The sequence below is a fragment of the Streptomyces sp. NBC_01431 genome (genome assembly GCF_036231355.1).
In the GTDB taxonomy this organism is placed as follows: domain Bacteria; phylum Actinomycetota; class Actinomycetes; order Streptomycetales; family Streptomycetaceae; genus Streptomyces.
Window position 1 is genome coordinate 5,701,410 of the sequence record NZ_CP109496.1, and the last position, 23,590, is coordinate 5,724,999.

Here is a 23,590-nt window from a genome sequence, read left to right on the forward strand (position 1 = left end):
TCTGGCGCTTCAGCTCCTGCGGCGGCGGGACTGCCAGACCGCTGCCGCGCCCAGGGCCAGTACCGCTGCCACGCCGGCCAGGAGGCCCACCGAGGGGCCGGAGCTGCTGTCCTTCGCGGCCGGGGCGGGCTTCGGGGCGGTGTCGCCGACCTGCTCGCCGCAGCCCGCGCGCGGGTAGCCGCCGATCGCGCACAGCAGGGCCGCGCTGTTGTAGCGCAGCGGCTTGGCGACCGCCGCCAGTGCGTCGGCGCTGGTCGCGTCCGGGGGGAGCTGGGCGCAGGCCGTGCGCTGGGCGGGCGGGGTGTCGCCCTGGGCGGCGTCCTGCGACGTACCGAAATCGATGACGAGGGCGACCCGCTTCGTGCCGTCCTTGGTCGGCGTGGCACCGCACACCGCCTCGAACGACGGCGCCGAACGCGGGGTCGCCGCGTCCTTCGAGTCCGCGCTCACCGCGAAGCGGAAGCCCTGGACCGAGCCGTCGCCGGGGTGTGCGGACGCCGGGCCCTGGGTGGCGTACGTCCAGGTGTCGCCCGCCAGGTCCCAGAACGACCAGTAGCGGTAGCCGGCCGCCTGCGCCGAGCCCGCACCGGTGGCCAGCGCCACCAGCGCGAGGATCAGCGCGGCGAACGGAACGAGGCGGGTGCGCATCACAGCTGCTGGTTCTTCTTGCGGCCGCTGATCAGGAAGCCGATCCCGATGCCCGCGACCAGACCCACGCCGACGATCCACCAGAGGGAGATGCCGTCGTTCTTCTTTTCTTCCTTCTGCTGGGCCGAAGGGGAGGCGGAGGGCGCGGCCTGCGGGGCGGGGCCGGTGGCGTTGAGGGCCTCGAGGAGGTTCACGCCGCCGAAGTTCTTCGGGTCGGCGCCGGTCGCGTCGGCGGCGAAGACCAGCTGGGCGTAGGCGGCCGGGCCGTTGTCCTTGGCCCAGGCGGCGGCGTTCTTCGACAGCCAGTCGGCGGACTTCTTCGCCTGGTCCGCCATGCCGTCGGCGGCCAGCGCGACCACCGCGTCGGCGGTGTTGGAGTAGTCGGGCTGGTCGGCGGCGCCCGGCATCGTGGACTTCAGGAACCCGGTCGCGGCCAGCGTCCTGGCCAGGTAGGCGGCACCGTTGTGCGCGCCCTGCTCGGGGGTGGCGGCCTTCTCGCAGGAGGTGCCCTTGGTGTCCGCGGGGCCCGCGGTCGCCGTGAGGCCCTTGCCGAGCGAGCCGGTCACCGCGGCGGCCGTCGCATCGGCGTTGGCGTACAGCTTCTGCGTCTTCGCGTCGGGCTGGAAGGCGAAGGCGCCCCCGCCGGTGGGGTCGTCGCAGGGCAGCGCGAAGGTGAGCAGCGCGTCGAACGGCGACTTGCCGCCCTTGGCCGACTTCACCGAGGCGGGCTTCTCGCCCGCGGCGGCGAGCGCGCCGATCACGATGCCGGTGGAGTTGGCGTCGCTGCCGCCCGCGCCCGGCGTGTACGGCCAGCCACCGTCGTCCTGCTGCACCAACTTCAGCCAGGCGACGCCCTTCTTCACGGCGTCGTCGTGACCTCCGAGGGCGACGAGCGCCTGGATCGCGGCGGACGTGGCGTTGGTGTCCAGCTTCGTGGCGTCGCACGCCTTGGTGGTGTCCGCGCGGAACGACATGAAGGAGCCGTCGGCGCACTGCTGTCCGGTGAGCCAGGCGACGGCCTGCGCGGCGGGCCGCACGTCCGCCGTCTGCTGGGCGAGAAAGGCGAAGGACTGCCGGAAGACCCCGTCGTACTGGGGGTCCTTCGTGCCGTACAGGCCGGGCGGGACCGCCGCGGGAGACGGCGCGCCGTCGGCGAAGGCCGCCGGGGCGGCGCCGCCCACGATGGCGGTGGCGGCGACGAGCGCTGCGGCGCAGCGGCGTACGGTCATGGCGGGCGGTGCCTCTCCTGCGGGGGAGCACGGACACGGGCGCACGCAAGGCACCCGGCTCCGGCTCCGTATACCTCGACGGTGCCGGTCACCTGCGGGGTGCGGGTGACTGCGAGCCGGTCATGTCCGATGGGGCATTCCGGCCTACCGCGGGGTGCGGCTCACGGATCGGGCTCTCCCCTTCTCCGGCGGAGCCGAGAGCTCGGGGAAGGGCCATCGCCGGTTTTGCACCGGCTTCCCCCCGTACGGGCATGATGACGACTCGCCCACCCTACCGGCCGGGGGTGCGGGTCCCCGCGGGGCCTCTTCCGCACCCCGCCCCTTCCCGAACCGGGGCCTCGCACCCGGGCCCTGGGTCCTCACATGCCGGACGGGCCGGAAGTCACCCCCGACGGGCTGGGACCCGCGTCCGCTCCCCGTGCCCGGCACGTCAGCCCTGGCCGGCGAAGATCAGGCCCCCTGCACCGCCCGGTACCGCGCGGGTTCCCCCGGCACCGCCTCCGCCCTCCCCAGCTTCACCAGGCGCCGCACATGTGCCTCCGCCTCCGAGACCGCGATGTTGCGCGAGCCGTACGGGATCTGCGCCCAGGGCCGGTTCCACTCCATCCGCTCGGCGAGCTGCCACGGTGTGAGCGGGGTGGCGAGCAGGGCCAGCAGGCCGGTGAGGCGGTCCTCGTGGTGGGCCAGCAACTCCGTGACCCGCACGCCGGGTTCGGTGAATGCGTGCTGGTGGGCCGGGAGCACCTCGGCGACGTTGAGGCGGCCGACGCGTTCGAGGGAGTCGAGGTAGTCGCCCAGCGGGTCGGTCATGGTGGAGTCGTCGGGGTCCTCGTACAGGCCGATGTGCGGGGTGATCCCGGGCAGCAGGTGGTCGCCGCTGAACAGGCGGCCGTTGCCCGGGAGTTGGGCGGGATGCTGCTCCTCCAGATGGAGGCAGACGTGGCCCGGGGTGTGGCCCGGCGTCCAGATCGCGCGGAGCCGGCGCCCGGCCAGGGGCAGCAGGTCGCCGGGGACGATCTCGCGATCGGGCAGTGCGGCCCGCAGCCCCGGCAGGGTCCGCGTGCGGCCGGAGGCGCGGGCCTGCCGCAGCGGGGCGAGGTGGTCCTCGGGGGCGCCCGCCGCGGCGAGCTTGTCGGCCAAGTAGTCCAGCCAGAGCGCCGGTTCGGCCTCGCGAGTGCGGCGCACCACGGCGGCGTCGGCGCCGTGCATCGCGATCCACGCGCCGGACGCCGCCCTGACCTGGCCGGACAGACCGTGGTGGTCGGGGTGGTGGTGGGTGATGACCACGCCGTGGACGTCGGCGACGTTCGTGCCGAGGGCGGTGAGACCGGCGCTCAGGGTGTCCCAGGAGGCCGGGTCGTCCCAGCCCGTGTCGACGAGCACCGGACCCCGGTCGGTGTCGATCAGGTGGACCAGGGTGTGGCCGAGCGGGTTGTCCGGGATCGGCACCTTGATGGAGTGGACACCGCCGCCGTGGTCGGTCACCTGAGGCGCGGCTGGCTCCTGCGGCATGGAGTCCTCGTCTCTGTCTGGCCGCGCGCCCCGGTCCGGCGACGCGCGCCCGGCGGCTCGCTTCCCGGCCACTATAACTAGAACCAGTTCCATTGGTCGCCCAAGTCGACCAGTGTCCAGGCGTGTTCGGGCCGTGGACTCCTCCAAGTAGAACTGGTATCAGTTCTGAAACAGCGTCAGATCACTTGTCCCGCAGCCGAGTCGGCGGCCAGACAGCGGATCGGACGACTGTGTCAGGGAAGCCCGCGCCGCAGGAGGCACCAGGCATGACCGAGCTTGTGGAACACGGACAGCTGTTCATCGGCGGGGAGTTGACCGACCCCCTCGGCACCGGCGTCATCGAGGTGGTCTCGCCCCACACCGAGCAGGTCATCGGCCGCGTCCCGCACGCATCGCGGGCGGATGTGGACCGGGCCGTGGCCACCGCGCGCACCGCGTTCGACCAGGGGCCCTGGCCCCGTATGACGCTGGACGAGCGCGTCGAGGTCGTGACCCGGATCAAGGACGCGATCCTGGTGCGGCACGAGGAGATCGCCAGGTCGATCAGCTCGCAGAACGGTTCGCCGTACTCGTGGAGCGTGCTCGCGCAGGCGCTCGGCGCGATGATGGTGTGGGATTCGGCGATCACTGTCGCGCGCCGGTTCCCCTACGAAGAGGGGCGGGCGGGGGCGCTCGGGCCCATCCTGGTGCGGCGCGAGCCGGTCGGCGTGGTGGCCGCCGTGGTGCCGTGGAACGTGCCGCAGTTCGTCGCCGCCGCCAAGCTCGCCCCGGCGCTGCTCACCGGCTGCACGGTGGTGCTCAAGCCGTCGCCGGAGACGCCGCTCGACGCGTACATACTCGGCGAGATCGCCAGGGAGGCCGGGCTTCCGGACGGCGTGCTCTCCATCCTGCCCGCGGACCGCGAGGTCAGCGAGTACCTCGTCGGGCACCCCGGCGTCGACAAGGTGTCGTTCACCGGGTCGGTCGCGGCCGGCAAGGGGGTCATGGAGGTCGCCGCGCGCAACCTGACCCGCGTCACCCTGGAACTCGGCGGCAAGTCGGCGGCGGTGATCCTGCCGGACGCGGACCTGGCGGCGACCGTCGCGGGCGTCGTCCCGGCCGCCTGGATGAACAACGGGCAGGCCTGTGTGGCCCAGACCCGCATCCTGGCGCCCGCCTCCCGCTACGACGAGATCGCGGAGGCGTTCGCGGCGGCCGCGGGCGCGCTGGTCGTCGGCGACCCGCTGGACCCGGCCACCCAGGTCGGCCCGCTGGTGGCCAGGCGCCAGCAGCAGCGCTCGCTCGACTACATCAGGATCGGCCAGGAGGAGGGCGCCAAGATCCTCGCCGGCGGCGGCCGTCCGCCCGGAGTCGACCGGGGCTGGTACGTCGAGCCCACCCTCTTCGGAGGCGTCGACAACGCGATGCGCATCGCCCGTGAGGAGATCTTCGGGCCGGTCATCTGCCTGCTGCCGTACGCGGACGAGGCCGAGGCGCTGAAGATTGCCAACGACTCCGACTACGGCCTCAGCGGCAGTGTGTGGACCGGTGACGTGGAGCACGGCATCGACTTCGCGCGCCGGGTCCGCACCGGCACCTTCAACGTCAACACCTTCAGCCTGGACATGCTGGGCCCGTTCGGCGGATACAAGTCGTCCGGTGTGGGGCGGGAGTTCGGGCCCGAGGGCTTCGGCGAGTACCTGGAGCACAAGATGATCCACCTGCCCGCCGGATACGAGGCGGGCGCCTGATGGGCGACCGCTGGCACGTCGAGGTCGACCGGAGCGTGTGCATCGGCTCCGGCATGTGCGTCAACCACGCCCCGGCCGGCTTCGAACTCGACGCCGCCCGCCAGTCCCACCCCACCACCCCCGACACCGACGCCAACGAGCAGATCCTGGCCGCCGCCGAGGGCTGCCCGGTCGAAGCCATCCTGATCACCCTGCGCGACTCCCGCGAGACGGTGTTCCCGCCGGACGAATAGCCCGGCAGGGCCTTGTTCGGTCGCCGCGGACACAGGTTGTGTTCGGTTGTGGCGAACACAGGTTGACCCATGCGTACCGCACGGTGACCTGATGACAGGCGTGACTGTCCGGCCCCGGCGACGGCGTGGAAATGTCGTTGCCACGCCGTCGAGGGGGGAGTGCCACTCGATGTCACTGGCGTCGAGGGGGAGGCACACATGGACAAGCGGTACGAGGTCTTCTGTCTGGCGGACAGGTATTTCTACGAGACCCCGGACCGCTTGTCCTCCTCGCGCACCGACGGCACGCCCCAGCTCTTCGAGGCCGCCCGGCGCACCGCGCCCGAAGGCTGGACCTCTCAACTCGCCGGAGACTGGCTGCACTTCGCCCCCGAGCACATATCCGGGCGCCGGACGCGGCCCCAGCAGGGCTGGAAGATCCACGTCTCGGCGTGTCTGGACAACGCCGAGAAGGTCGCGGCGCGGGTGTGGGACTACTGCGTGCCGCGGGCGATCCCCTTCAAGTTCGTCCCCGGCCGCCGGCCGCTGCACCTGCGCAACTCCAAGTACGCGGGCCGCGGCTCCAGCGGGAAGTTCGCCACCCTCTACCCGGCCGACGAGGCCGAACTCCACCTGATACTGCGTGAGTTGGGCGATCTGCTCGCGGGGGAGCCGGGCCCGTACATCCTCACCGATCTGCGCTGGGGCCAGGGCCCGCTCTACGTCCGCTACGGCGGCTTCACCAAGCGGCACTGCGTCGATGCGAACGGCACCCTGGTGACGGCCGTCGAGAACGCCGACGGGGTGCTCATGCCCGACCGCAGGGACCCGGTCTTCCATGTCCCCGACTGGGTCACCCTGCCCGAGTTCCTCGCGCCCCACCTCGCCGCCCGTAACGCCACCACCACCGGTGAACTGCCCTACCGCATCGAACGGGCCCTGCACTTCTCCAACGGCGGCGGCGTCTACGCCGGAACCGACACCCGCACCGGCGAACGCGTCGTCCTCAAGGAAGCCAGGCCCCACGCCGGTCTCGCGGCGGACGGCGCGGACGCGGTGGCCCGCCTGGAGCGCGAGAAGGCGGCTCTTGAACAGGTGGGCGGCCTCGGCGTCGCCCCCGCCGTGCGCGACTGGTTCACCCTCGGCGAGCACCGCTTCCTCGTCATGGACTTCCTCGAAGGGCGCACCCTCAACTCCTTCTTCGCGCCCCGCCATCCGCTCATCGGCGTCGAGCCCGACCCGGTCGAGGTCGCCGAGTACACGCGGTGGGCGCTGCGCGTCCTGGGCGCCGTCGAGGACGCGGTGGCCGCCGTGCACGAGCGGGGCATCGTCTTCAACGACCTGCACATGTTCAACATCATGGTGACGCCCGACGAGCAGTCCGTACGGCTCCTCGACTTCGAGGCCGCGCTGCCCGTCGACGACCACCGCGGCCAGTCCATGGCCCACCCCGGCTTCATCGCGCCCCTGGACCGCAAGGGCTTCGACGTGGACCGCTACGCGCTGTCCTGTCTGCGGATCGCCCTGTTCGTGCCGATGACGAGCCTGCTGGTCATCGACCGGGCCAAGGCCGCCCACCTCGCCGAGATCGCCGCCGCCCAGTTCCCCGACCTGCCCGATGGCTATCTGGAGGAGGCCGTCCGCGTCATCGAGGGACAGGCCGCGCCGAGGCGCCCGGGGTGTGCGCCCGTCGACCCGGCCGACTGGCCGGCGAGCCGCGACTCCATGACCCGTGCCGTCCTCGCCTCCGCCACCCCCGAACGCGACGACCGGCTCTTCCCCGGAGACGTCGCCCAGTTCACCGAGGGCGGCGGCCTCGGCCTCGCCCACGGCGCCGCCGGTGTGCTGTACGCGCTCGCCGAGACCGGCGCCGCACCGTACCCCGAGGGCGAGCGCTGGCTCCTCGCGCACACCGCGCCACCGCCGCCCGGCACCCCGCTCGGCCTGTACGACGGGCTCGCCGGAGTCGCCTACGTCCTCGACCGCCTCGGTCACACCGAGCGGGCCCGCGAACTGATCGAGGGCGTCCTCGCCGAGAACTGGCAGCGGCTCGCCACCGACCTGCACGGCGGGCTCGCCGGACTCGGCCTCGTACTCGACCGGCTCGGCTACAAGGAACAGGCGCTTGAGGCAGCCGAGTTGATCGCCGCGCGGCCCGACGGCGGACGCCGCGCCGGGTTGCTGCGCGGTTCCTGCGGGCCCGCGCTGTTCTTCCTGCGGCTGTACGAGTCCACCGGCGAAGCGGCGTTGCTGGACCGGGCGGCAAAGGCGCTGCGGCGCGATCTCGACCGCTGCGTGACCAACCCGGCCGGCACCCTCGTCGTCAACGACACCACCCGCACCCTGCCCTACCTCGGCGCAGGCAGCGTCGGTATCGCCGCGGTCCTGGACGACTTCCTCGCCCACCGGGACGAGGCGGCCTTCCGGGCGGCGCGGGAACAGATCCAGCCCGCCGCCCGCTCCCGCTACTACGCCCAGCCGGGCCTGTTCAACGGGCGCGCCGGAATGGTGCTCCACCTGGCGCGGACCGGGGCGCCGCGCGCCTGGCTCGACGACCAGATCGCCGGACTCTCCTGGTACGCCATGCCCTACGAAGGCCAACTCGCCTTCCCCGGCGACCAGATGATGCGCCTGTCCATGGACCTCGCGACCGGCACGGCGGGCTGCCTCCTGGCGCTCGGTGCCGCGCTCGGCGACCGGCCCGCCGCGCTGCCCTTCCTGGCGCCCCCACCCGCCGCCCCACCGGGCGGCCCCCAAGACGGCCCCACCCGGGGCTGAAACAACCCCGTCCCCCACGGACGGTCGTACATCGCCGACAAAGGAGATCGCAATGTCCCTTCTCGACCTGCAGAACCTCGACGTCGAGCTCGACATCGACGAGGGTGACGGCGGCGGCCACGGCGGCGGCAGCCAGCTCAGCCTGCTGCTCTGTGACAGCGTCGCGAGCCTGACGCTCTGCCTGTGATCACCGCGTAAACCCGGTGTACCAGTGAACGACGCGGCCCCGCCCGGCACCGCTCGCCGGCCGGGGCCGCCGCACGCGGGAGGCCGCCTTGCTGTTGCGTGAGACCGTCCGGCAGAGCGCCGGGCCCGGCACCCTGATCCTGGTGCTGACCTGCGCGTCGGCCGGTGCGGGGCTCGCGCTGCCCGCGGTCCTGGGCCGCGCCCTCGACCTGGTGCTCGCGGGGCGGCAGTCCGACGCGACGCCCTGGATCACCTGGTGCGCCCTGCTCACTGCCGCCGCCGTGCTGATCGCCGCCCTCGAATCGGCCGTCACCGCGACCGCCACCGCACGCAGCGCCGCCTGGCTGCGCCGCCGCGTGCTCGGCCACGTCCTGGACGCAGGCCACCAACAACCTTGCTCGGAGGGCGAGTTGGTGGCACGGCTCACCGGGAACGCGGCCCAGGCCGCGACCGTGCCCGTCTCGATCGCCGGCGCGCTGGCGGCCGTCGTCACCCCGGTCGGCGGACTCGTCGCGCTCGCCCTCACCGACCTGTGGACCGCCCTGGTCGTGCTCGCCGGAATGCCCCTGTTCGCCCTGCTGCTGCGGGTGTTCGTGCGCGGCTCCGGTGCGAGCAGCGCGGGCTATCTGCACACCCAGGGCCAGATCGCGGGCCGCCTCCTGGAAGCGGTGCGGGGCGCCCGCACGATCGCGGCGGCCGGACACCCCGAGCGGGACGCCGCCCGGATCCTGGCGCCGCTGCCCGAACTCTCCCGGCAGGGCCACCGCATGTGGCAGGTGCTCGGCCGCTCCACCGCGCAGGCCGCGGTGCTGCTTCCGCTGCTCCAGCTCGCGGTGCTCGCCGTCGCCGGACTGCGCCTGGCCCGGGGCGACCTGAGCGTCGGCGGCCTCCTCGCGGCCTGGCGTTACGCGAGCCTCGCCACCGGCACCGGCGCCCTGGTCGGCATGGTGAACACCCTGACCCGCGGACGCACCGCCGTCGTCCGCCTCCAGGAGGTGCTGGCCGCGCCGGTCGTGCCGTACGGAGGCGGGGAACTGCCCGTCGGATCAGGTGAGTTGACCATGCGGGGCGTCGTGCACGGGCCGCTTCGCGGTGTCGATCTCACGCTGCCGGGTGGTGCGGTGGTCGCCGTCGTCGGCCGCTCGGGCAGCGGCAAATCGGCGCTCGCGGCCGTCGCGGGCCGGCTCGCCGACCCGGAGTCGGGCACGGTCCTCCTCGACGGCGTACCGCTTTCGTCCCTCACCCGCACCCAGCTGCGCCGCGCGGTCGGTTACGCCTTCGCGCGGCCCGTGCTGCTCGGTGGCACGGTGTGCGCCACCATCGCGTACGGCGCGCACGACCCGGGGGAGCCGGCGGTGGTCGCGGCGGCCCGCTCCGCCTGCGCCGACGACTTCGTGCGGCGGATGCCCGCCGGCTACGCCACCCCCTGCGCGAGCGCGCCGCTGTCCGGCGGCGAGGCCCAACGTCTGGGCCTGGCAAGGGCGTTCGCGCATCCGGGGCGCCTTTTGATCCTGGACGACGCCACCTCCAGTCTTGACTCGGCCACCGAGCTGAAGGTCTCCGGGGCCCTGCTGCGCGGCGCCGGAACCCACCTGATCGTCGCCCACCGCGCCTCGACGGCGGCCCGCGCGGACCTCGTGGTGTGGCTGGAGGAAGGCCGCCCGCGCGCGGTCGCCCCGCACCGCGAACTGGTCCGACTGGCCGACTACCGCGCGGTGTTCGCAGAGGGCGAGGAGGCGTGCTGAGGCACCTGCTCGGGCGGCGCAAGCGGGTCCTGCTCCGGCTCGCCGGGTGGTCGCTGCTCGAATCCGCCCAGACCTTCCTGCTCGGCTTCGCCCTCGCCCGCGCCCTCGACGACGGTTTCCTCACGGGACACCCCGCCACCGGCGCCGGATGGCTCGCGGCGGCCGGACTGGCCGTGTTCGCGGGGGCCCTCGGCACGCGTCGGGTGTACGGGGCCGTCGCCGCACTGGTCGAGCCGGTACGGGACGAACTCGTGCGGGCGGTGGTGACGCGCGGACTGCGCGAGGCGGACGACGCGGCCCTGTCCCGGCTCACCCAGCAGGTGGAACTGGCCCGCGACACCCTCGCCGGACTCGTACTCGTCTCGCGGACCTTCGTCTTCACCGCGGCCGGCGCGCTCTTCGGCCTGTTCGCGCTCGCCCCCGTCCTGCTCCCGGTGGTCGCGGGCCCGTTGCTCATCGGACTCGCCCTCTTCGCCGCGACACTGCGCCCACTGGCCCGGCGCCAGGAGGACTTCCTGGCCGCCGACGAACGCCTGGCCGCCGAACTCGGCCTGTTGGCAACGGGGTTGCGGGACATCGTGGCGTCGGGCGCCGAGGAGCGGGCCGCCCTGGACGCCGGGGCGCGCATCGACGGCGAGTACCGCGCGGCCCGCTCGCTCGCCCACTGGGGCATGGTCAGGACCTTCGCCGTGGGCGTCGGCGGCCGGCTGCCCCTGCTGCTGCTCCTGGTCACCGCGCCGTGGCTGCTGCGCCACGGCGTCACCGCGGGCGGCCTGGCCGGTGCGCTCGCCTACCTCACCCAGTCGCTGCTGCCCGCCCTCCAGGCCCTGGTGCAGGGCCTGGGCACCTCGGGCTCCCGCCTCACCGTCGTCCTGCGCAGGCTGGCCGACGTGGCACAGACCCCCGCGGCGCAGGTGCCGTACGAGGACGAGGCCTGGCCGGTGCGGCTGCGCGGGGTCGTCTTCGCGTACGGGCCGGGCGCGGCCCCCGTGCTCGACCGCCTCGACCTCGCCGTACCGGCCGGGGGACACCTCGCGGTGGCCGGGCCGAGCGGCATCGGGAAATCGACCCTACTCGCGCTGATCGCCGGGACGCTGCGGCCGGACGCGGGCGAGGTGCTGCGGGGCTGCGACCGGGTGCTCGTGCCGCAGGAGGCGTACGTCTTCACCGCCTCCGTACGGGAGAACCTGGGCTACTTCTGCGAGCAACTACCGCATGACAGCGCCCTGTTGGCGTCCGCGGAAGCCGTCGGGGCGGGGGAGCTGCTCGCCCGGCTCGGCGGGCTCGACGCCGAACTCGATCCGGCCGCGCTCTCTGCCGGGGAGCGCCAGCTCGTCGCCCTGGCGCGGGCGCATGCCTCGCCCGCGCCGCTGGTGCTGCTCGACGAGGCGACCTGTCACCTCGATCCGGTGGCCGAGGCACGCGCGGAGCGGGCCTTCAGCGAACGGGCCGGCCGCACCCTGGTGGTCGTCGCCCACCGCACCGGCTCGGCCCGGCGCGCGGACCGCGTACTGCTGATGGACGGGGCCCGTGCCGAACTCGGCACCCATGAGGAGTTGCTCGCCCGCTCCGCGTTCTACCGCGATCTCACCGGGAGCGGCCGCTCACACCCAGCCCTCTCCCTGGGAGATCCGAATGGCGTCGACCCGGTTGCGGGCCCCGGTCTTGCGGGTGATGGCGGCCATGTAGTTGCGCACCGTGCCGTTGGTCAGGTGCAGGCGGTGCGCGATGTCGGAGATCGAGGCACCTTCGGCGGCGAGTGACAGGACGCTCAACTCGCGGCGGGTCAGGGGCATTTCCGCCGCTCTGAGGAAACTGAAGCCGAGGGAGTCGTCGACGAAGCGTTTCCCCTCGGCCACCTGTCTGATGGCGAAGACCAGATGGTCGGGTGTGCCCCCCTTGTCCACATAGCCACGGGCATTGGCATCGGCCGCCCGCTTCAGCGGTCCCGGACGGTGTGCGTCGGCCAGCACCAGGAGTCGGCACTTCCCGGTGCCTGGGCGGCAGCCGGTGAGTTCGCCGAGCGGTGCGATCCCGTAGGACTCGGAACAGTCCAGGTCGGCCGCGCAGACGTCCGGGCTCAGTAATCGCGCGAGTGCCGGGGCGCCGCGCCAGGGCGTGTGGTGGACCTCCAGGTCTGGCTCGCGTGCGAGGCGGTCGGCCAGGGCCGACCGCAGCAGGCACGAGTCGTGCACGAGAAGTACCCGAACCACGTTTCCAGCTCCTTCCAGGCTCACCGTTGCGGGCGCCTTTGGTTGGGTGCGCAACGATTCTGGGCGCCGGTTACCCCTGTCATGACCCGGGCGAACAGATTGGTGGGGGGCACTGGGGGCGCGCAACGGCGCACATGGGGCGCGACGCGTGGGCCGGGGCGCATCTCCGTGACCCCGGCGAATCAGTCAACTACCCGTACTGACCTGGGAGTTGGGGAAGCGGGGCGATGCGGTGGCAGGGGAGCGCGCGCACGGGTCCGGAGCCTGGGGCGCCTGGTACCCGGGGTGCCCGATACCAGGGGTCGCCCGGTACCGCCCTACGCCTTCGGCGGGACGGGCGGCGCGGTCAGGTCGATCAGCTTGCAGACCGTTTCAATGTCGATCTTGACCTGGGCGATGGAGGCCCGGCCCGAGAGCCAGGTGATCAGTGCCGAGTGCCAGGTGTGCTCGATGACCCGAACGGCCGAGAGCTGCTCCGGAGTCGGATCGTCCAGGCCCATCGCGTCCAGGATGATCGCCGTGGTCTGCCGCGAGACGGTGTCCACCTCCGGGCTCACCGAGCGGTCCGCGAAGGTGAGGGCCCGCACCATCGCGTCCGCCAGATGCGGTTCGCGCTGGAGCGCACGGAAGGCGCGCATGAGGGTTTCGGCCACCCGCTCCGAGGAGGCCGCACCGGACGGCGGGTGCTTGCGCAGTGCGCTGTGCAGGTGCTGGAGCTGGTCCTGCATGGTGGCGACCAGCAGATGGATCTTGGAAGGGAAGTAGCGGTACAGGGTGCCGAGCGCCACTGACGCGGCCTCGGCCACCTCGCGCATCTGGACCGCGTCGAAGCCGCCCCGGCTGGCCAGCTGGGCGCTCGCGTGCAGGATGCGGCGGCGGCGCGCCTCCTGGCGCTCCGTCAGGGGAGGGGAGGTTTCGGTGGCCACCCTGGCTTCCGCTGTCATATGTCCCGTTCCGTTGTTCCCGTCGTGACGCCCGTGCTCGGCGGCCCAGCATGGCAGGGGTCCCGTCGTGGCGCGAATCACCTGATCCGGCTCTTACAGTCGCGCTACCTGCCGGTAGATTCGAAGCTCCTTGAGTGATCGAAGAACGCTCAAGAAGGACCAAGTCTGGAACTTGTTCTAGATTAGCGCGAGCAGTTACGCTCCGGCGAAACGCAGTGATGAAGGGGGCCGCGAGTGACCGCTGAGGCCATAGAGGCAAGCCCCCGCACCGGGGACGCCGACGGCGGGCCCGAGCGCCCGCTGCGGATCGCGCTCCTCACCTACAAGGGGAACCCGTTCTGCGGCGGCCAGGGCGTCTACGTCCGCCACCTCTCGCGCGAGCTCGCCCGGCTCGGGCACAGCGTCGAGGTCATCGGCGCCCAGCCCTACCCCGTGCTCGACGAGGGCGTCCCGCTCACCGAACTCGCCAGCCTGGACCTCTACCGCTCGCCCGATCCGTTCCGTACGCCCAAGAAGGACGAGTACCGGGACTGGATCGACCGGCTGGAAGTCGCCACCATGTGGACCGGCGGCTTCCCCGAGCCGCTCACCTTCTCGCTGCGCGCCCGGCGCCATCTGATCGCGCGCAGGGGCGAGTTCGATGTCGTCCACGACAACCAGACCCTCGGGTACGGGCTGCTCGGCGACATCGGTGCGCCGCTGGTCACCACCATCCACCACCCCATCACCGTCGACCGGAAGCTCGAACTGGACGCCGCGGCCGACTGGAAGCGCCGAGCCTCCGTCCGCCGCTGGTACGGCTTCACCCGCATGCAAAAGCGCGTCGCCCGCCGGCTGCCGTCCGTGCTCACCGTCTCCGGCACCTCCAAGGGCGAGATCGTGGACCACCTCGGGGTGCGCGAGGACCGCATCCGGGTCGTGCACATCGGCGCCGACACCGGCCTGTGGTCGCCGGACGCGGCCGTCGCCGAGGTGCCCGGCCGGATCGTGACGACCTCCAGCGCGGATGTGCCGCTCAAGGGTCTGGTCCACCTGGTCGAGGCGCTCGCCAAGGTGCGCACCGAGCACCCCGGCGCCCACCTCGTCGTCGTCGGCAGGCGAGCCGAGGACGGGCCGGTCGCGCAGGCCATCGAGAAGTACGGCCTGGGCGACGCGGTGCGGTTCGTCAAGGGCATCTCCGACGCCGAACTCGTCGACCTCGTACGGTCCGCGCAGATCAGCTGCGTACCGTCGCTGTACGAGGGCTTCTCGCTGCCCGCCGCCGAAGCCATGGCGACGGGCACCCCGCTGCTCGCCACGACCGGCGGCGCCATCCCGGAGGTCGCCGGCCCCGACGGCGAGACCTGCCTCGCGGTTCCGCCCGGCGACCCGGGGGCCCTCGCCGCCGGGCTCTGCCGGCTCTTGGACGACGAGGCGCTGCGCCGACGGCTCGGCGCGGCCGGCCGCGAACGGGTCCTGGAACGGTTCACCTGGCGCCGGGCGGCCATCGGCACCGCCGAGCTCTACCGCTCGGCGATCGCCGCCCAGGGCCGCTCCGCGGCCGGGAAGCCCGCCAGGTGACCCGGAGCGCGAACCCCGGGTGCTCCGCGCCCGCTTCAGGGGGCGCCTGGTGACCAGGCGTCCCCGAAACCCCGGCAGACCCCCTCTCCGTCCCCCCGTCCGCGAAAGCAGGCACCCGTGCTGACCGTCGACTTCTCCCGCTTCCCGCTCGCCCCGGGCGACCGCGTGCTCGACCTGGGCTGCGGCGCGGGCCGGCACGCCTTCGAGTGCTACCGGCGAGGCGCCCAGGTCGTGGCCCTCGACCAGAACGGCGAGGAGATCCGCGAGGTCGCCAAGTGGTTCGCCGCGATGAAGGAAGCCGGCGAGGCACCCGAGGGAGCCACCGCCACCGCGATGGAGGGCGACGCGCTCAACCTGCCCTTCCCCGACGAGTCCTTCGACGTCGTGATCATCTCCGAGGTCATGGAGCACATCCCCGACGACAAGGGCGTGCTCGCCGAGATGGTCCGGGTGCTCAAGCCGGGCGGCCGCATCGCGGTCACCGTGCCCCGGTACGGGCCCGAGAAGGTGTGCTGGGCGCTCTCCGACGCGTACCACGAGGTCGAGGGCGGCCACATCCGCATCTATCGGGCCACCGAGCTCATCGGCAAGATGAAGCAGGCCGGCCTCAAGCCGTACGGCAGCCACCACGCGCACGCGCTGCACTCGCCGTACTGGTGGCTCAAGTGCGCCTTCGGCGTCGACAACGACAAGGCGCTGCCGGTGCGGGCGTACCACCAGCTCCTGGTCTGGGACATCATGAAGACGCCCGGCATCAGCACGGTCACCCGGCTCGCCGAGCGGGCGCTCAACCCGGTCGTCGGCAAGAGCTTCGTGGCGTACGCGACCAAGCCGCACCTGCCGTCGCTGCGGGAAGAGAGTGCCGCCAAGTGACCTCGCCGGAGCGCACCGAACACCTTGTGCTGCCCGGGGTGCTCACCGCCGGGCAGGCCGAACAGACGGTCGCCACACTGCTCGCCGTCCAGCGCGAGGATGGCGCCATCCCCTGGTTCCGCGGGCACCACCTGGACCCCTGGGACCACACCGAGGCCGCGATGGCGCTGGACGCGGCGGGCGAACACGCCGCCGCCGAGCGCGCCTACGCCTGGCTCGCCCGGCACCAGAACGCGGACGGGTCCTGGTACGCCGCCTACCACGACGGCGAGCACGACCGGGTCACCGACCGCGGCCGGGAGTCCAACTTCGTCGCCTACGTGGCGGTCGGGGTCTGGCACCACTACCTCGCCACCGGTGACGACGCCTTCCTCGACAGCATGTGGCCGACGGTGTTCGCCGCCGTCGAGTGGGTCCTCGCCCTCCAGCAGAGCGGCGGGCAGATCGGGTGGAAGCGCGAGGAGGACGGCACGGCCGTCAACGATGCGCTGCTGACCGGGAGTTCGTCCGTCCACCACGCCCTGCGCTGCGCGCTCGCCATCGCCGAACAGCGCGAAGAGCCGCAGCCCGACTGGGAGTTGGCGGCCGGCGCGCTCGCCCACGCCATCCAGCACCACCCCGAGCGCTTCCTCGACAAGTCCCGCTACTCGATGGACTGGTACTACCCGGTCCTCGGCGGCGCGCTCACCGGCGCCGACGCCACGGCCCGCATCGAGTCGATGTGGGACGACTTCGTGGTGCCCGGCCTCGGGGTGCGCTGTGTGCTGCCCAACCCGTGGGTCACCGGCGGCGAGAGCTGCGAACTGGCACTCGCGCTCTGGGCGACCGGCGAGTCCGACCGGGCTCTGGAGATCCTCCAGTCCATCCAGCACCTGCGCGACCCGGCGACCGGGATGTACTGGACGGGTTACGTCTTCGAGGGCAAGCGCGCGATGTGGCCGGAGGAGCTCACGACGTGGACGGCGGGCTCCCTGCTGCTCGCGGTGGCCGCGCTGGGCGGTGACGAGGCCACGGCCTCGGTCTTCGGCGGCGACCGCCTGCCGCGGGGGCTGGCGCCCTACTGCTGCGGCTGACCACCCGTTCGGAGTCACCCGGGTGGCGGAGTGCGGGGGCCCGGGTGAGGCTGCCGGGAGGCCCGAAACATCCCCCGGAGGTCATCGTGCCCACTACGCTCCCCATCCGCCGCATAGTCGTGGCGGTCGTCATGTCCTGCGCCGTCCTGGTGTCGACGACCGCCTGCGGAGGCGAAACCAAGACCACGCAGAGCAGCCTGTCCGCCGCGCAGAACGCGGCGGACAGCAGCGCCTCGCCCACCGCGTCCGCCGAGCGCCAGAAGCTCGCCAAGACCCGCTTCGTCGCGAACGCGGGGCTCGCGGCCGGTGCCACCTACGAGTGGATCATCAAGCCGTACAAGGCGGGCAAGTTCAAGAAGGGCGCGAAGGGCCGTACCTTCGCCCTGGTCAAGGCGGGCCTGGCCGGAGCGTTCACGTACAACCGCCTGAAGGCGGCCACGGAGAACGCCAAGGGCGACCCGCTGCTCTCCAAGGCTCTGGTGCCGCTGTCGTCCGGCATCGACTCGCTCAAGAACCTGGGCGGGAAGCTGCGCAAGGGCGACGCGAGCGACGCCGACGTCAACCAGTTCCAGAACGTGATCGGCGGAGTCAAGGACGCGGGCAAGTCCGCGGGGGCGCCGGTGACCGACCAGGTTCCCTCCGCCGGGCAGCTCTCCGGCGGCTGACCCCTCCCCAACCGCCGGACGCCCAGGCCGTTCAGGCGTTGAGGTCGGCCAGAACGCGCAGCGTGTCCGGGTCCGGCGACGTGACCAACAGGTCCGTGACCGGGCCCTTGCGCCACAACTCCAGGCGTTCGGCGATGCGTTGGCGCGGGCCGATCAGGGAGATCTCGTCGGCGAAGGCGTCCGGGACGGCCAGCACCGCCTCGTCCCGGCGGCCCGCCAGGAACAGTTCCTGAATGCGGCGGGCCGCCTCGCCGTACCCCATGCGGGCCATCAGATCCGCGTGGAAGTTGCGGGCGGCGTGGCCCATTCCGCCGATGTAGAAGCCCAGCATCGCCTTCACCGGAAGCAGCCCCTCGGCCACGTCGTCACACACCTGGGCCCGCACCATGGGTGCGACCAGGAAGCCCTCCCGCAGCCCGGCAAGCGCCGCCTCGTACACGTCCGGCCTGGTCGGTGACCAGTACAGCGGGAGCCAGCCGTCCGCGATGCGGGTGGTCTGGGCGACGTTCTTGGGGCCTTCCGCGCCGAGGAGTACGGGAACGTCCGGGCGCAGCGGGTGGGTGATGGACTTGAGGGGTTTGCCCAGGCCCGTACCGTCGGCGCCGGCGTAGGGGTGCGCGTGGAAGCGGCCGTCGAGCGCGACGGGGGCCTCGCGGCGCAGCACCTGGCGGATGACGTCGACGTACTCACGGGTCGCGGTGAGCGGGCTCGACGGGAACGGGCGGCCGTACCAGCCCTCGACGACCTGCGGCCCGGAGAGGCCGAGGCCCAGCATCATCCGGCCGCCCGAGAGGTGGTCCAGGGTGAGGGCGTGCATGGCGGTGGCGGTCGGGGTGCGCGCGGCCATCTGCGCGACCGCGGTGCCGAGCCGGATGCGGGAGGTGTGCGCCGCGATCCAGGTGAGCGGGGTGAACGCGTCGGAGCCCCAGGCCTCCGCGGTCCACACCGAGGCGTAGCCGAACTCCTCGGCCGTGCGGGCCAGTTCGAGATGGGCGGGGTTGGGGCCGCGCCCCCAGTATCCGAGTGCGAGTCCCAGGCGCATGTGCCGTCCCCTTCCAGTGATCTGACGAACCGTCAGGGGACTGTAAGGCAACGGCCCCCCGCCCGGAAGAGGGCGAGGGGCCGAGCGGTGGCGGGAGATCAGCCGCGCTGGATGCCGGTGGTGTCCTGGAGGACGCCGCGGCGGCCGTCCTGCGTCTGGGCGATCAGAGCGGGGCCGCGCTGGTCGACGGCCAGGTACCAGGTGCCGGGGGCGAGTTCGGCGATCGGGGTGGGTGAGCCGTCCTCCGCGTAGAGCGGACGGGCGACGGGGACCGCGAACCAGAACGGCGCGAAGTCACCGGCCGGGGCGGCGGCTGCGGCGGGCTGCGCCTGGCTGTCCTTGTTGGGGTCCGCGGCCTGCGCCTGCGCGCCGAACGGCTGCGCCTGCGCCTGCGGCTGGCCGCCGAGGCTCGGGTCGCCCGGCTGGGCGCCGTAGGGCTGCTGGGCGGCGCCGGGGTAGCCGTAGCCACCGGCCGGCTGGGCCGCGCCCGGGTAGCCGTAGGGCTGCGGGGCGGCCGGGCTCGGGGCGCCCATCAGCGGCGCCTTCAGCGCGCCGACCAGCGGCGAGGCGACGGCGCCCGCGGCCAGGGCCAGCGTGGCGATGAGGCCGAGGATCATGCCGGCTCCGGAGCCGCGGACGTCGATGATCGTCCAGAACGCGGTCCACGCGGCGAAGACCGTGAACGCGACGCCGAACTGCGTGACGTCGAGGCCCGCGACCTTCTTCGGCTGCGGCAGCGAGCGCCCCACGACGACCAGCACCGCGCCGATGATGCCCGCCAGGAACATGCTCATCAGGAGCGAGAGCGAGTCCCAGGCGTTCGGAGCGTCGACGTTCGGGCAGAACTGGCCGGAGCAGCTCGGAGCGGACGTGAGATTCAGGAACGAGGCGATGAACAGCACCACCGCTGCACCGATCACCACGCCGTCGCCTCGTGTGAGGGAGCGGATGTTCACGTAAAAGTCCTCTTTTATGTCGTCTCGTCGGGGCGGTCATCGCTGCCGCCGGTGTACGTGCACACGGCGTGAAGCTCTAGGTGGTTCCCCCTGTGCGGAAGAATCTATCGCCTGTGCCCGCGAGCCGTACGGCGGGTCGGGAGCCTACCCGCCGAGAAACGACGTAATGCCGTCGGAGATGCCCTGGGCCGCCTTCTGGCGCCAGTCCGCACTCTTCAGAAGAGGCGCGTCCCGGGAATCCCGCATGTTCCCGCACTCGATGAACACCTTCGGGACGGTCGACAGGTTGAGCCCGCCGAGGTCGCTGCGGGTGTCCAGACCGGTGCCGTCGCCCACGTAGTTGGAGGCGTTCATGCCGGTGTCCTGGACGAACTTCCCCGCGATCCGCACACCGAGTTCACGCGACGGCCCCATGATCGGCGCGGTGTCGGCGGCACCGGCCTTCACCAGCGCGGGAAGGATCACGTGGAAACCGCGCTGGCCCTCGTCCGCGCCGTCCGCGTGCACCGATACGACGGCGTCGGCCTTCGCCTGATTTCCGATCCGGGCCCGCTCGTCCACGCACGGGCCGAATGTCCGCTCGCCATCGTGGGTGAATGTGACCTTGGCGCCCAGCTTTTCGAGGATCGCCCGGATCCGGTGCGAGACATCGAGGGTGAACTCGGCCTCGGTGTAATCGTCGTTGGTGGAGGTTCCGGTGGTGTCGCATTCCTTCTTGTTCGTTCCGATGTCGACCTGCTGGTCGATCTCCTTCGTGTGCTGGAAATTATTCGGATTGTGACCTGGGTCGATGACGACGGTCTTTCCGGCGAGCGGCCCGGCACCGCTCTGGCCGCCCGGCTTGGCCGGCGCGGAGGTGGAGCCGGGGGCGGCCGGGGACGGTGTGGCCGTCACCGTCGCGCCGCCCGGCCCGGGGCGGGCGGGCCGATCGGTGCGGCTGGGCAGCGGCAGCACCCGCGGCGGCTTGTCGTCCTGTCCGCCGGGCCCGCTCATCGCCTGCCAGACGAGCCACCCCGCCAGCGCGGTCGGCGCCAGCGCGGCGAGAGCGACGAGGGCCCGCCCGCGCACGCGGCGCGACCGGCTGTCAGGGTTCTGTGACTCGCTGTCGTTCGGCACGCTGCGATGCTAGCGGCGCACCCGCCCCGGGCCCGTGCACCCGGCGCCGCGACGTGTCACAGCGCGGCGGCCGTGCGCCGCAGCACCCGCAGCGAGTCGGTCGCCGAGACCTCGGTGAAGGCGCCGGACTCCAGCGCGCGCCGATAGACGCGGTAGGGGGCCTGGCCGGTGAACTCGTCGGCCGGGTCGGGAAAGACGTCGTGGATGGCAAGGGTGCCGCCCTCGGCGAGCTTGGGCGCCCAGCCCTCGTAGTCGGCACTCGCGTGCTCGTCGGTGTGGCCGCCGTCGATGAAGACGAAGCCGAGCTGCCCGCCCCACACCCGCGCGACCTGCGGGGAGCGGCCGACCACCGCGATCACGTGGTCCTCCAGACCGGCCGCGTGCAGGGTCCGCCGGAAGGTGGGCAGCGTGTCCATCGCCCCCACCTGCGGGTCCACGACCGTCGGGTCGTGGTACTCCCAGCCGGGCTGCTGCTCCTCGCTGCCGCGGTGGTGGTCGACGGTGACGGCGACCGTGCCGCTCTCGCGGGCGGCCTCGGCGAGCAGGATGGTGGAACGCCCGCAGTAGGTGCCGACCTCCAGGAGCGGCAGCCCGAGCGCCCCGGCCTCGACGGCCGCCGCGTACAGCGCCAGGCCTTCCCGTACGGGCATGAAGCCCTTGGCCGCCTCGAAGGCGGCCAGGATCTGAGGCTGGACAGTGGCCACGGCCCGGCTCCTTTGGGTCGTAGGTGTGTGTGGCCGTCCATGGTGCCGTACGCCGCCGGGGCCGGTCCGGTCGGGCGGCCCGAAGGTCATACCCCGGCTGTCCGGTGCGGTTGGAGGCTGCATCCGTCAGGGGCGTGACCAGCGAGGTGAAAGGTTCACCTGCACGACTGGCGCCCGGGTTGTGCAGACCTACCCTGCATCTTCGACAGCCGAGCCCCATGGACGGCCGCCCCACACCTCATGAAGCCGCAGCCGTACGCAAGATCCAACTGCGCTGCGCAAGCCCAACGTCGTCCGACATGGAATTGTCAGTGGTCCCGACAGCGGAATCGTTGGCGGTGAATCCGCGGGCGAGGGCCGTTACGCTCCCCGCCCGCAGATGTTCCCCGTTCGCCGAGCGGGACAAGACCTTCAGGGGGTCGTCGGCTCTGCGCCATCGTGGATCGGATCGCCTTTCGATGCGGCCTCATCCAGACCGGCACCGAGGCCTACCTGCTCCAGGCCACGTGCGACGAACGTCAGAGCCGCTGACACTTTGCAGGACCTGGCTGTGGGTTCGGTAGGAAAAATCCAGCCTGGCGCCCACCTCAGCGAGGACATCCGGGCATAAGTAGTACCAGCGCAAACGCGTGATGCGTTCTTCTTCCCAGGGCACGGCACGTACGACAAAGTGGCCGCAGACAGTGCCTGGGAGCGGGTCGAGGCCCTCGTTCCGGGCGGAGCTGCGGCACAGCGGCGGGTGACGGGGGAGAGGAGTGGCATGTCGACAGCGGAATTCCGGTTCACGGCACTTCAGGCGCAGGACCCGGCGGAGCTGGGGGACTTCCGGCTGGCAGCACGGCTGGGCGAGGGCGGGATGGGGCAGGTGTTCATCGCCTCCTCGCCGGGCGGACAGTCGGCCGCGGTGAAAGTGATCCGGCCCGAGTTCGCCCGGGACGCCGAGTTTGGGCAGCGGTTCGCGCGGGAGGTGCGGGCCGCGCAGCGGGTGCGGGGCGCCCATCTGGCGCCGCTGCTCGACGCCGACCCGCACGCTGAACAGCCCTGGCTGGCCACGGCGTTCGTCGCCGGGCCGACCCTGCGCGACCTCGTCACGGGGCACGGCCCACTGCCCGCCCCGCAGGTACTGCTCCTGGCCTGGGGCATCGCGCACGCCCTCGCCGACATCCACGCTGGGCACATCGTGCACCGCGACCTCAAGCCCGGCAACATCATGCTGGACGAGACGGGCCCCAAGGTCATCGACTTCGGCATCGTGAAGTCGCTGACCCAGTCCGTGACGTACAGCAGCCACTCCACCCGGATCGGCACCCCGCTCTACATGTCGCCAGAGCAGGCCATGGGCCGTACCGTCGGCGCACCCTCCGACGTCTTCGCGCTCGGCTCCACGCTGTACTTCCTCGCGACCGGCCGCGAGGCGTTCGGCGCGGAGAACGAGTGGGGCGTGGCCCACCGCATCGTCGCCGACGAACCTGACCTATCGGCGATCCCCTCCGCGCCGCTCCGCGACCTGGTCACCGCCTGCCTCGACAAGGAACCTGGGGAACGCCCCGAAGCACCGACGATCGTCGAACTCTGCGAGCGGGAAATTGGGGACGCGCTCGTCCCCGGGGCCTGGATGCGGATCGACGGGGCCCGCGCCGCGATCCAGGAACGAACGGGTGCGCTGCGGGGGCTCTTGCTGCACGACCCTGACCTGGGCCGGCCCGGCGACCCGGCCGCTGCCGACACCGTTCTGCTCGACCGGCTCGCGCCGACCCGGGTCGCCGAACCGCCTGAACCGCCCGAGCCGAAGGGCCCTACGGCCGTCGTCGTCCTCCATCTCGTCAAGCTGCTGTTCGCGGCGGTGGTGCTGTTCGCGGCGGCGGCCAATCCGGTCATGACCGAGACCTGGACGAGCAACTCCACGGGGCAGCAGGTCTCCCAGGTGACCGAGTCCTTCGACTGGGCCCACCCGTGGACCGCGTATCCGAGCGGCATCAGCGGCGTGAACTCGGACTGGATAGTCGTCCCGATCGGCGTCTTCGGCACGGTCGCGCTCATCGTGTGTGGGCTTCTGTACCTGCTGCGGCTGTCCTCGGACTCCGGCTACCGCTCCCTATCGACCGCGGCGGCCGGACTCGGCTGCCTCTGGCTCATCCCCTGCACGTTCCTCGGGCTGTTCCTGCTCGCGATGACAGTCGGCCTGACAGTCAACGACGACAACCCCGCGTACGACATCCGCTCCGTGCTCGAGCCTGGGGGCTGGCTGCTGCTCCTGGCGAACGCTATCGCCGCCGAGGCGCTGTGGCATACATCCAACCGCCTGGGCGAAGAAAAGGCGACTTAGTAACACACCTCGTGTCGGAACAACTGGCACTCCATGTAGGAAACTGCTGATGCATGGATGTCGGCCCACATCGACGCA

Annotated in this window: 19 protein-coding genes and 1 pseudogene; 11 read left to right on the forward strand and 9 right to left on the reverse strand. The window is 72.3% G+C overall.

What is annotated here, in order from left to right:
- Nucleotides 1-9: 9 nt before the first annotated feature.
- The 3 genes from OG522_RS26060 to OG522_RS26070 form a co-directional block, all read right to left on the reverse strand.
- A complete protein-coding gene (locus OG522_RS26060) occupies nt 10-648 on the reverse strand; it encodes an SCO2322 family protein (protein ID WP_329465422.1) in 639 nt (212 codons plus the stop codon).
- Nucleotides 648-1,877 (reverse strand): prenyltransferase/squalene oxidase repeat-containing protein, encoded by a 1,230-nt coding sequence (locus tag OG522_RS26065; RefSeq protein ID WP_329465423.1) that lies wholly within the window; start codon nt 1,875-1,877, stop codon nt 648-650. The genes OG522_RS26060 and OG522_RS26065 overlap by 1 nt, the downstream gene beginning before the upstream one ends.
- Before the next feature lie 450 nt (nt 1,878-2,327).
- Nucleotides 2,328-3,389: an MBL fold metallo-hydrolase gene (locus tag OG522_RS26070; protein WP_329465424.1), complete on the reverse strand. Its 1,062-nt coding sequence runs from the start codon at nt 3,387-3,389 to the stop codon at nt 2,328-2,330.
- A gap of 266 nt (nt 3,390-3,655) precedes the next feature.
- Here OG522_RS26070 and OG522_RS26075 point away from each other — a divergent pair, with 266 nt between their 5' ends.
- From OG522_RS26075 to OG522_RS26100, 6 genes and pseudogenes are all read left to right on the forward strand, one after another.
- Nucleotides 3,656-5,119: an aldehyde dehydrogenase gene (locus OG522_RS26075; protein WP_329465425.1), complete on the forward strand. Its 1,464-nt coding sequence runs from the start codon at nt 3,656-3,658 to the stop codon at nt 5,117-5,119.
- Nucleotides 5,119-5,352 (forward strand): ferredoxin, encoded by a 234-nt coding sequence (locus OG522_RS26080; protein WP_329465426.1) that lies wholly within the window; start codon nt 5,119-5,121, stop codon nt 5,350-5,352. The genes OG522_RS26075 and OG522_RS26080 overlap by 1 nt, the downstream gene beginning before the upstream one ends.
- A gap of 198 nt (nt 5,353-5,550) precedes the next feature.
- The gene (gene lanKC, locus OG522_RS26085) at nt 5,551-8,109 is read left to right on the forward strand and encodes a class III lanthionine synthetase LanKC (RefSeq protein ID WP_329465427.1); all 2,559 of its coding nucleotides are present in this window, start codon (nt 5,551-5,553) and stop codon (nt 8,107-8,109) included.
- Between the two features lie 52 nt (nt 8,110-8,161).
- Nucleotides 8,162-8,296 (forward strand): SapB/AmfS family lanthipeptide, encoded by a 135-nt coding sequence (locus tag OG522_RS26090; RefSeq protein WP_114035518.1) that lies wholly within the window; start codon nt 8,162-8,164, stop codon nt 8,294-8,296.
- Nucleotides 8,297-8,384: 88 nt separating this feature from the next.
- Nucleotides 8,385-10,040 carry an ABC transporter ATP-binding protein gene (locus OG522_RS26095; RefSeq protein ID WP_329465428.1) on the forward strand — a complete coding sequence of 552 codons (1,656 nt, stop codon included), beginning with the start codon at nt 8,385-8,387 and terminating at the stop codon, nt 10,038-10,040.
- Between the two features lie 671 nt (nt 10,041-10,711).
- Nucleotides 10,712-11,422, forward strand: a pseudogene (locus OG522_RS26100) (ATP-binding cassette domain-containing protein); the annotation flags it as partial.
- 222 nt (nt 11,423-11,644) lie between these two features.
- On the opposite strand, the gene OG522_RS26105 reads toward OG522_RS26100, so the two are convergent.
- Nucleotides 11,645-12,253: a response regulator transcription factor gene (locus OG522_RS26105; protein ID WP_329465429.1), complete on the reverse strand. Its 609-nt coding sequence runs from the start codon at nt 12,251-12,253 to the stop codon at nt 11,645-11,647.
- A gap of 317 nt (nt 12,254-12,570) precedes the next feature.
- Complete coding sequence (locus OG522_RS26110; protein WP_329465430.1) at nt 12,571-13,197, reverse strand: TetR family transcriptional regulator; 627 nt, start codon at nt 13,195-13,197, stop codon at nt 12,571-12,573.
- Between the two features lie 234 nt (nt 13,198-13,431).
- Between OG522_RS26110 and OG522_RS26115 the strand changes: the two genes are divergently transcribed.
- The 4 genes from OG522_RS26115 to OG522_RS26130 all read left to right on the forward strand — a co-directional run bounded on the left by OG522_RS26115 (nt 13,432) and on the right by OG522_RS26130 (nt 17,368).
- On the forward strand, nt 13,432-14,757 hold the full coding sequence (locus OG522_RS26115; RefSeq protein ID WP_329465431.1) for a glycosyltransferase family 4 protein: 1,326 nt from the start codon (nt 13,432-13,434) through the stop codon (nt 14,755-14,757).
- A gap of 117 nt (nt 14,758-14,874) precedes the next feature.
- On the forward strand, nt 14,875-15,630 hold the full coding sequence (locus OG522_RS26120) for a class I SAM-dependent methyltransferase (RefSeq protein WP_329465432.1): 756 nt from the start codon (nt 14,875-14,877) through the stop codon (nt 15,628-15,630).
- Entirely contained in the window at nt 15,627-16,703 is a 1,077-nt protein-coding gene (locus tag OG522_RS26125) for a prenyltransferase (RefSeq protein ID WP_329465433.1), read from the forward strand. The genes OG522_RS26120 and OG522_RS26125 overlap by 4 nt, the downstream gene beginning before the upstream one ends.
- 86 nt (nt 16,704-16,789) lie before the next feature.
- Nucleotides 16,790-17,368: a hypothetical protein gene (locus tag OG522_RS26130; protein ID WP_329465434.1), complete on the forward strand. Its 579-nt coding sequence runs from the start codon at nt 16,790-16,792 to the stop codon at nt 17,366-17,368.
- 31 nt (nt 17,369-17,399) lie between these two features.
- Here the strand turns inward: OG522_RS26130 and OG522_RS26135 are convergent, their stop codons facing one another.
- The 4 genes from OG522_RS26135 to OG522_RS26150 form a co-directional block, all read right to left on the reverse strand.
- Nucleotides 17,400-18,410 (reverse strand): LLM class F420-dependent oxidoreductase, encoded by a 1,011-nt coding sequence (locus OG522_RS26135; protein ID WP_329465435.1) that lies wholly within the window; start codon nt 18,408-18,410, stop codon nt 17,400-17,402.
- A gap of 98 nt (nt 18,411-18,508) precedes the next feature.
- Nucleotides 18,509-19,366, reverse strand: a complete 858-nt coding sequence (locus tag OG522_RS26140; RefSeq protein ID WP_329465436.1) for a hypothetical protein — start codon at nt 19,364-19,366, stop codon at nt 18,509-18,511.
- 144 nt (nt 19,367-19,510) lie between these two features.
- A complete protein-coding gene (locus tag OG522_RS26145) occupies nt 19,511-20,482 on the reverse strand; it encodes an N-acetylmuramoyl-L-alanine amidase (protein WP_329465437.1) in 972 nt (323 codons plus the stop codon).
- 56 nt (nt 20,483-20,538) lie between these two features.
- A complete protein-coding gene (locus OG522_RS26150) occupies nt 20,539-21,132 on the reverse strand; it encodes a class I SAM-dependent methyltransferase (protein ID WP_329467741.1) in 594 nt (197 codons plus the stop codon).
- Nucleotides 21,133-21,946: 814 nt separating this feature from the next.
- Here OG522_RS26150 and OG522_RS26155 point away from each other — a divergent pair.
- A complete protein-coding gene (locus tag OG522_RS26155) occupies nt 21,947-23,512 on the forward strand; it encodes a serine/threonine protein kinase (protein WP_329465438.1) in 1,566 nt (521 codons plus the stop codon).
- The last annotated feature ends 78 nt before the right edge of the window (nt 23,513-23,590 follow it).

Coding starts and splice junctions, on each gene's coding strand:
- OG522_RS26075 (WP_329465425.1), top strand. CDS start 3,656: ATGACCGAGCTTGTGGAACACGGACAGCTGTTCATCGGCGGGGAGTTG.
- OG522_RS26110 (WP_329465430.1), bottom strand. CDS start 13,197: ATGACAGCGGAAGCCAGGGTGGCCACCGAAACCTCCCCTCCCCTGACG.
- OG522_RS26070 (WP_329465424.1), bottom strand. CDS start 3,389: ATGCCGCAGGAGCCAGCCGCGCCTCAGGTGACCGACCACGGCGGCGGT.
- lanKC (WP_329465427.1), top strand. CDS start 5,551: ATGGACAAGCGGTACGAGGTCTTCTGTCTGGCGGACAGGTATTTCTAC.
- OG522_RS26060 (WP_329465422.1), bottom strand. CDS start 648: ATGCGCACCCGCCTCGTTCCGTTCGCCGCGCTGATCCTCGCGCTGGTG.
- OG522_RS26090 (WP_114035518.1), top strand. CDS start 8,162: ATGTCCCTTCTCGACCTGCAGAACCTCGACGTCGAGCTCGACATCGAC.
- OG522_RS26080 (WP_329465426.1), top strand. CDS start 5,119: ATGGGCGACCGCTGGCACGTCGAGGTCGACCGGAGCGTGTGCATCGGC.
- OG522_RS26150 (WP_329467741.1), bottom strand. CDS start 21,132: ATGCCCGTACGGGAAGGCCTGGCGCTGTACGCGGCGGCCGTCGAGGCC.
- OG522_RS26155 (WP_329465438.1), top strand. CDS start 21,947: ATGTCGACAGCGGAATTCCGGTTCACGGCACTTCAGGCGCAGGACCCG.
- OG522_RS26135 (WP_329465435.1), bottom strand. CDS start 18,410: ATGCGCCTGGGACTCGCACTCGGATACTGGGGGCGCGGCCCCAACCCC.
- OG522_RS26065 (WP_329465423.1), bottom strand. CDS start 1,877: ATGACCGTACGCCGCTGCGCCGCAGCGCTCGTCGCCGCCACCGCCATC.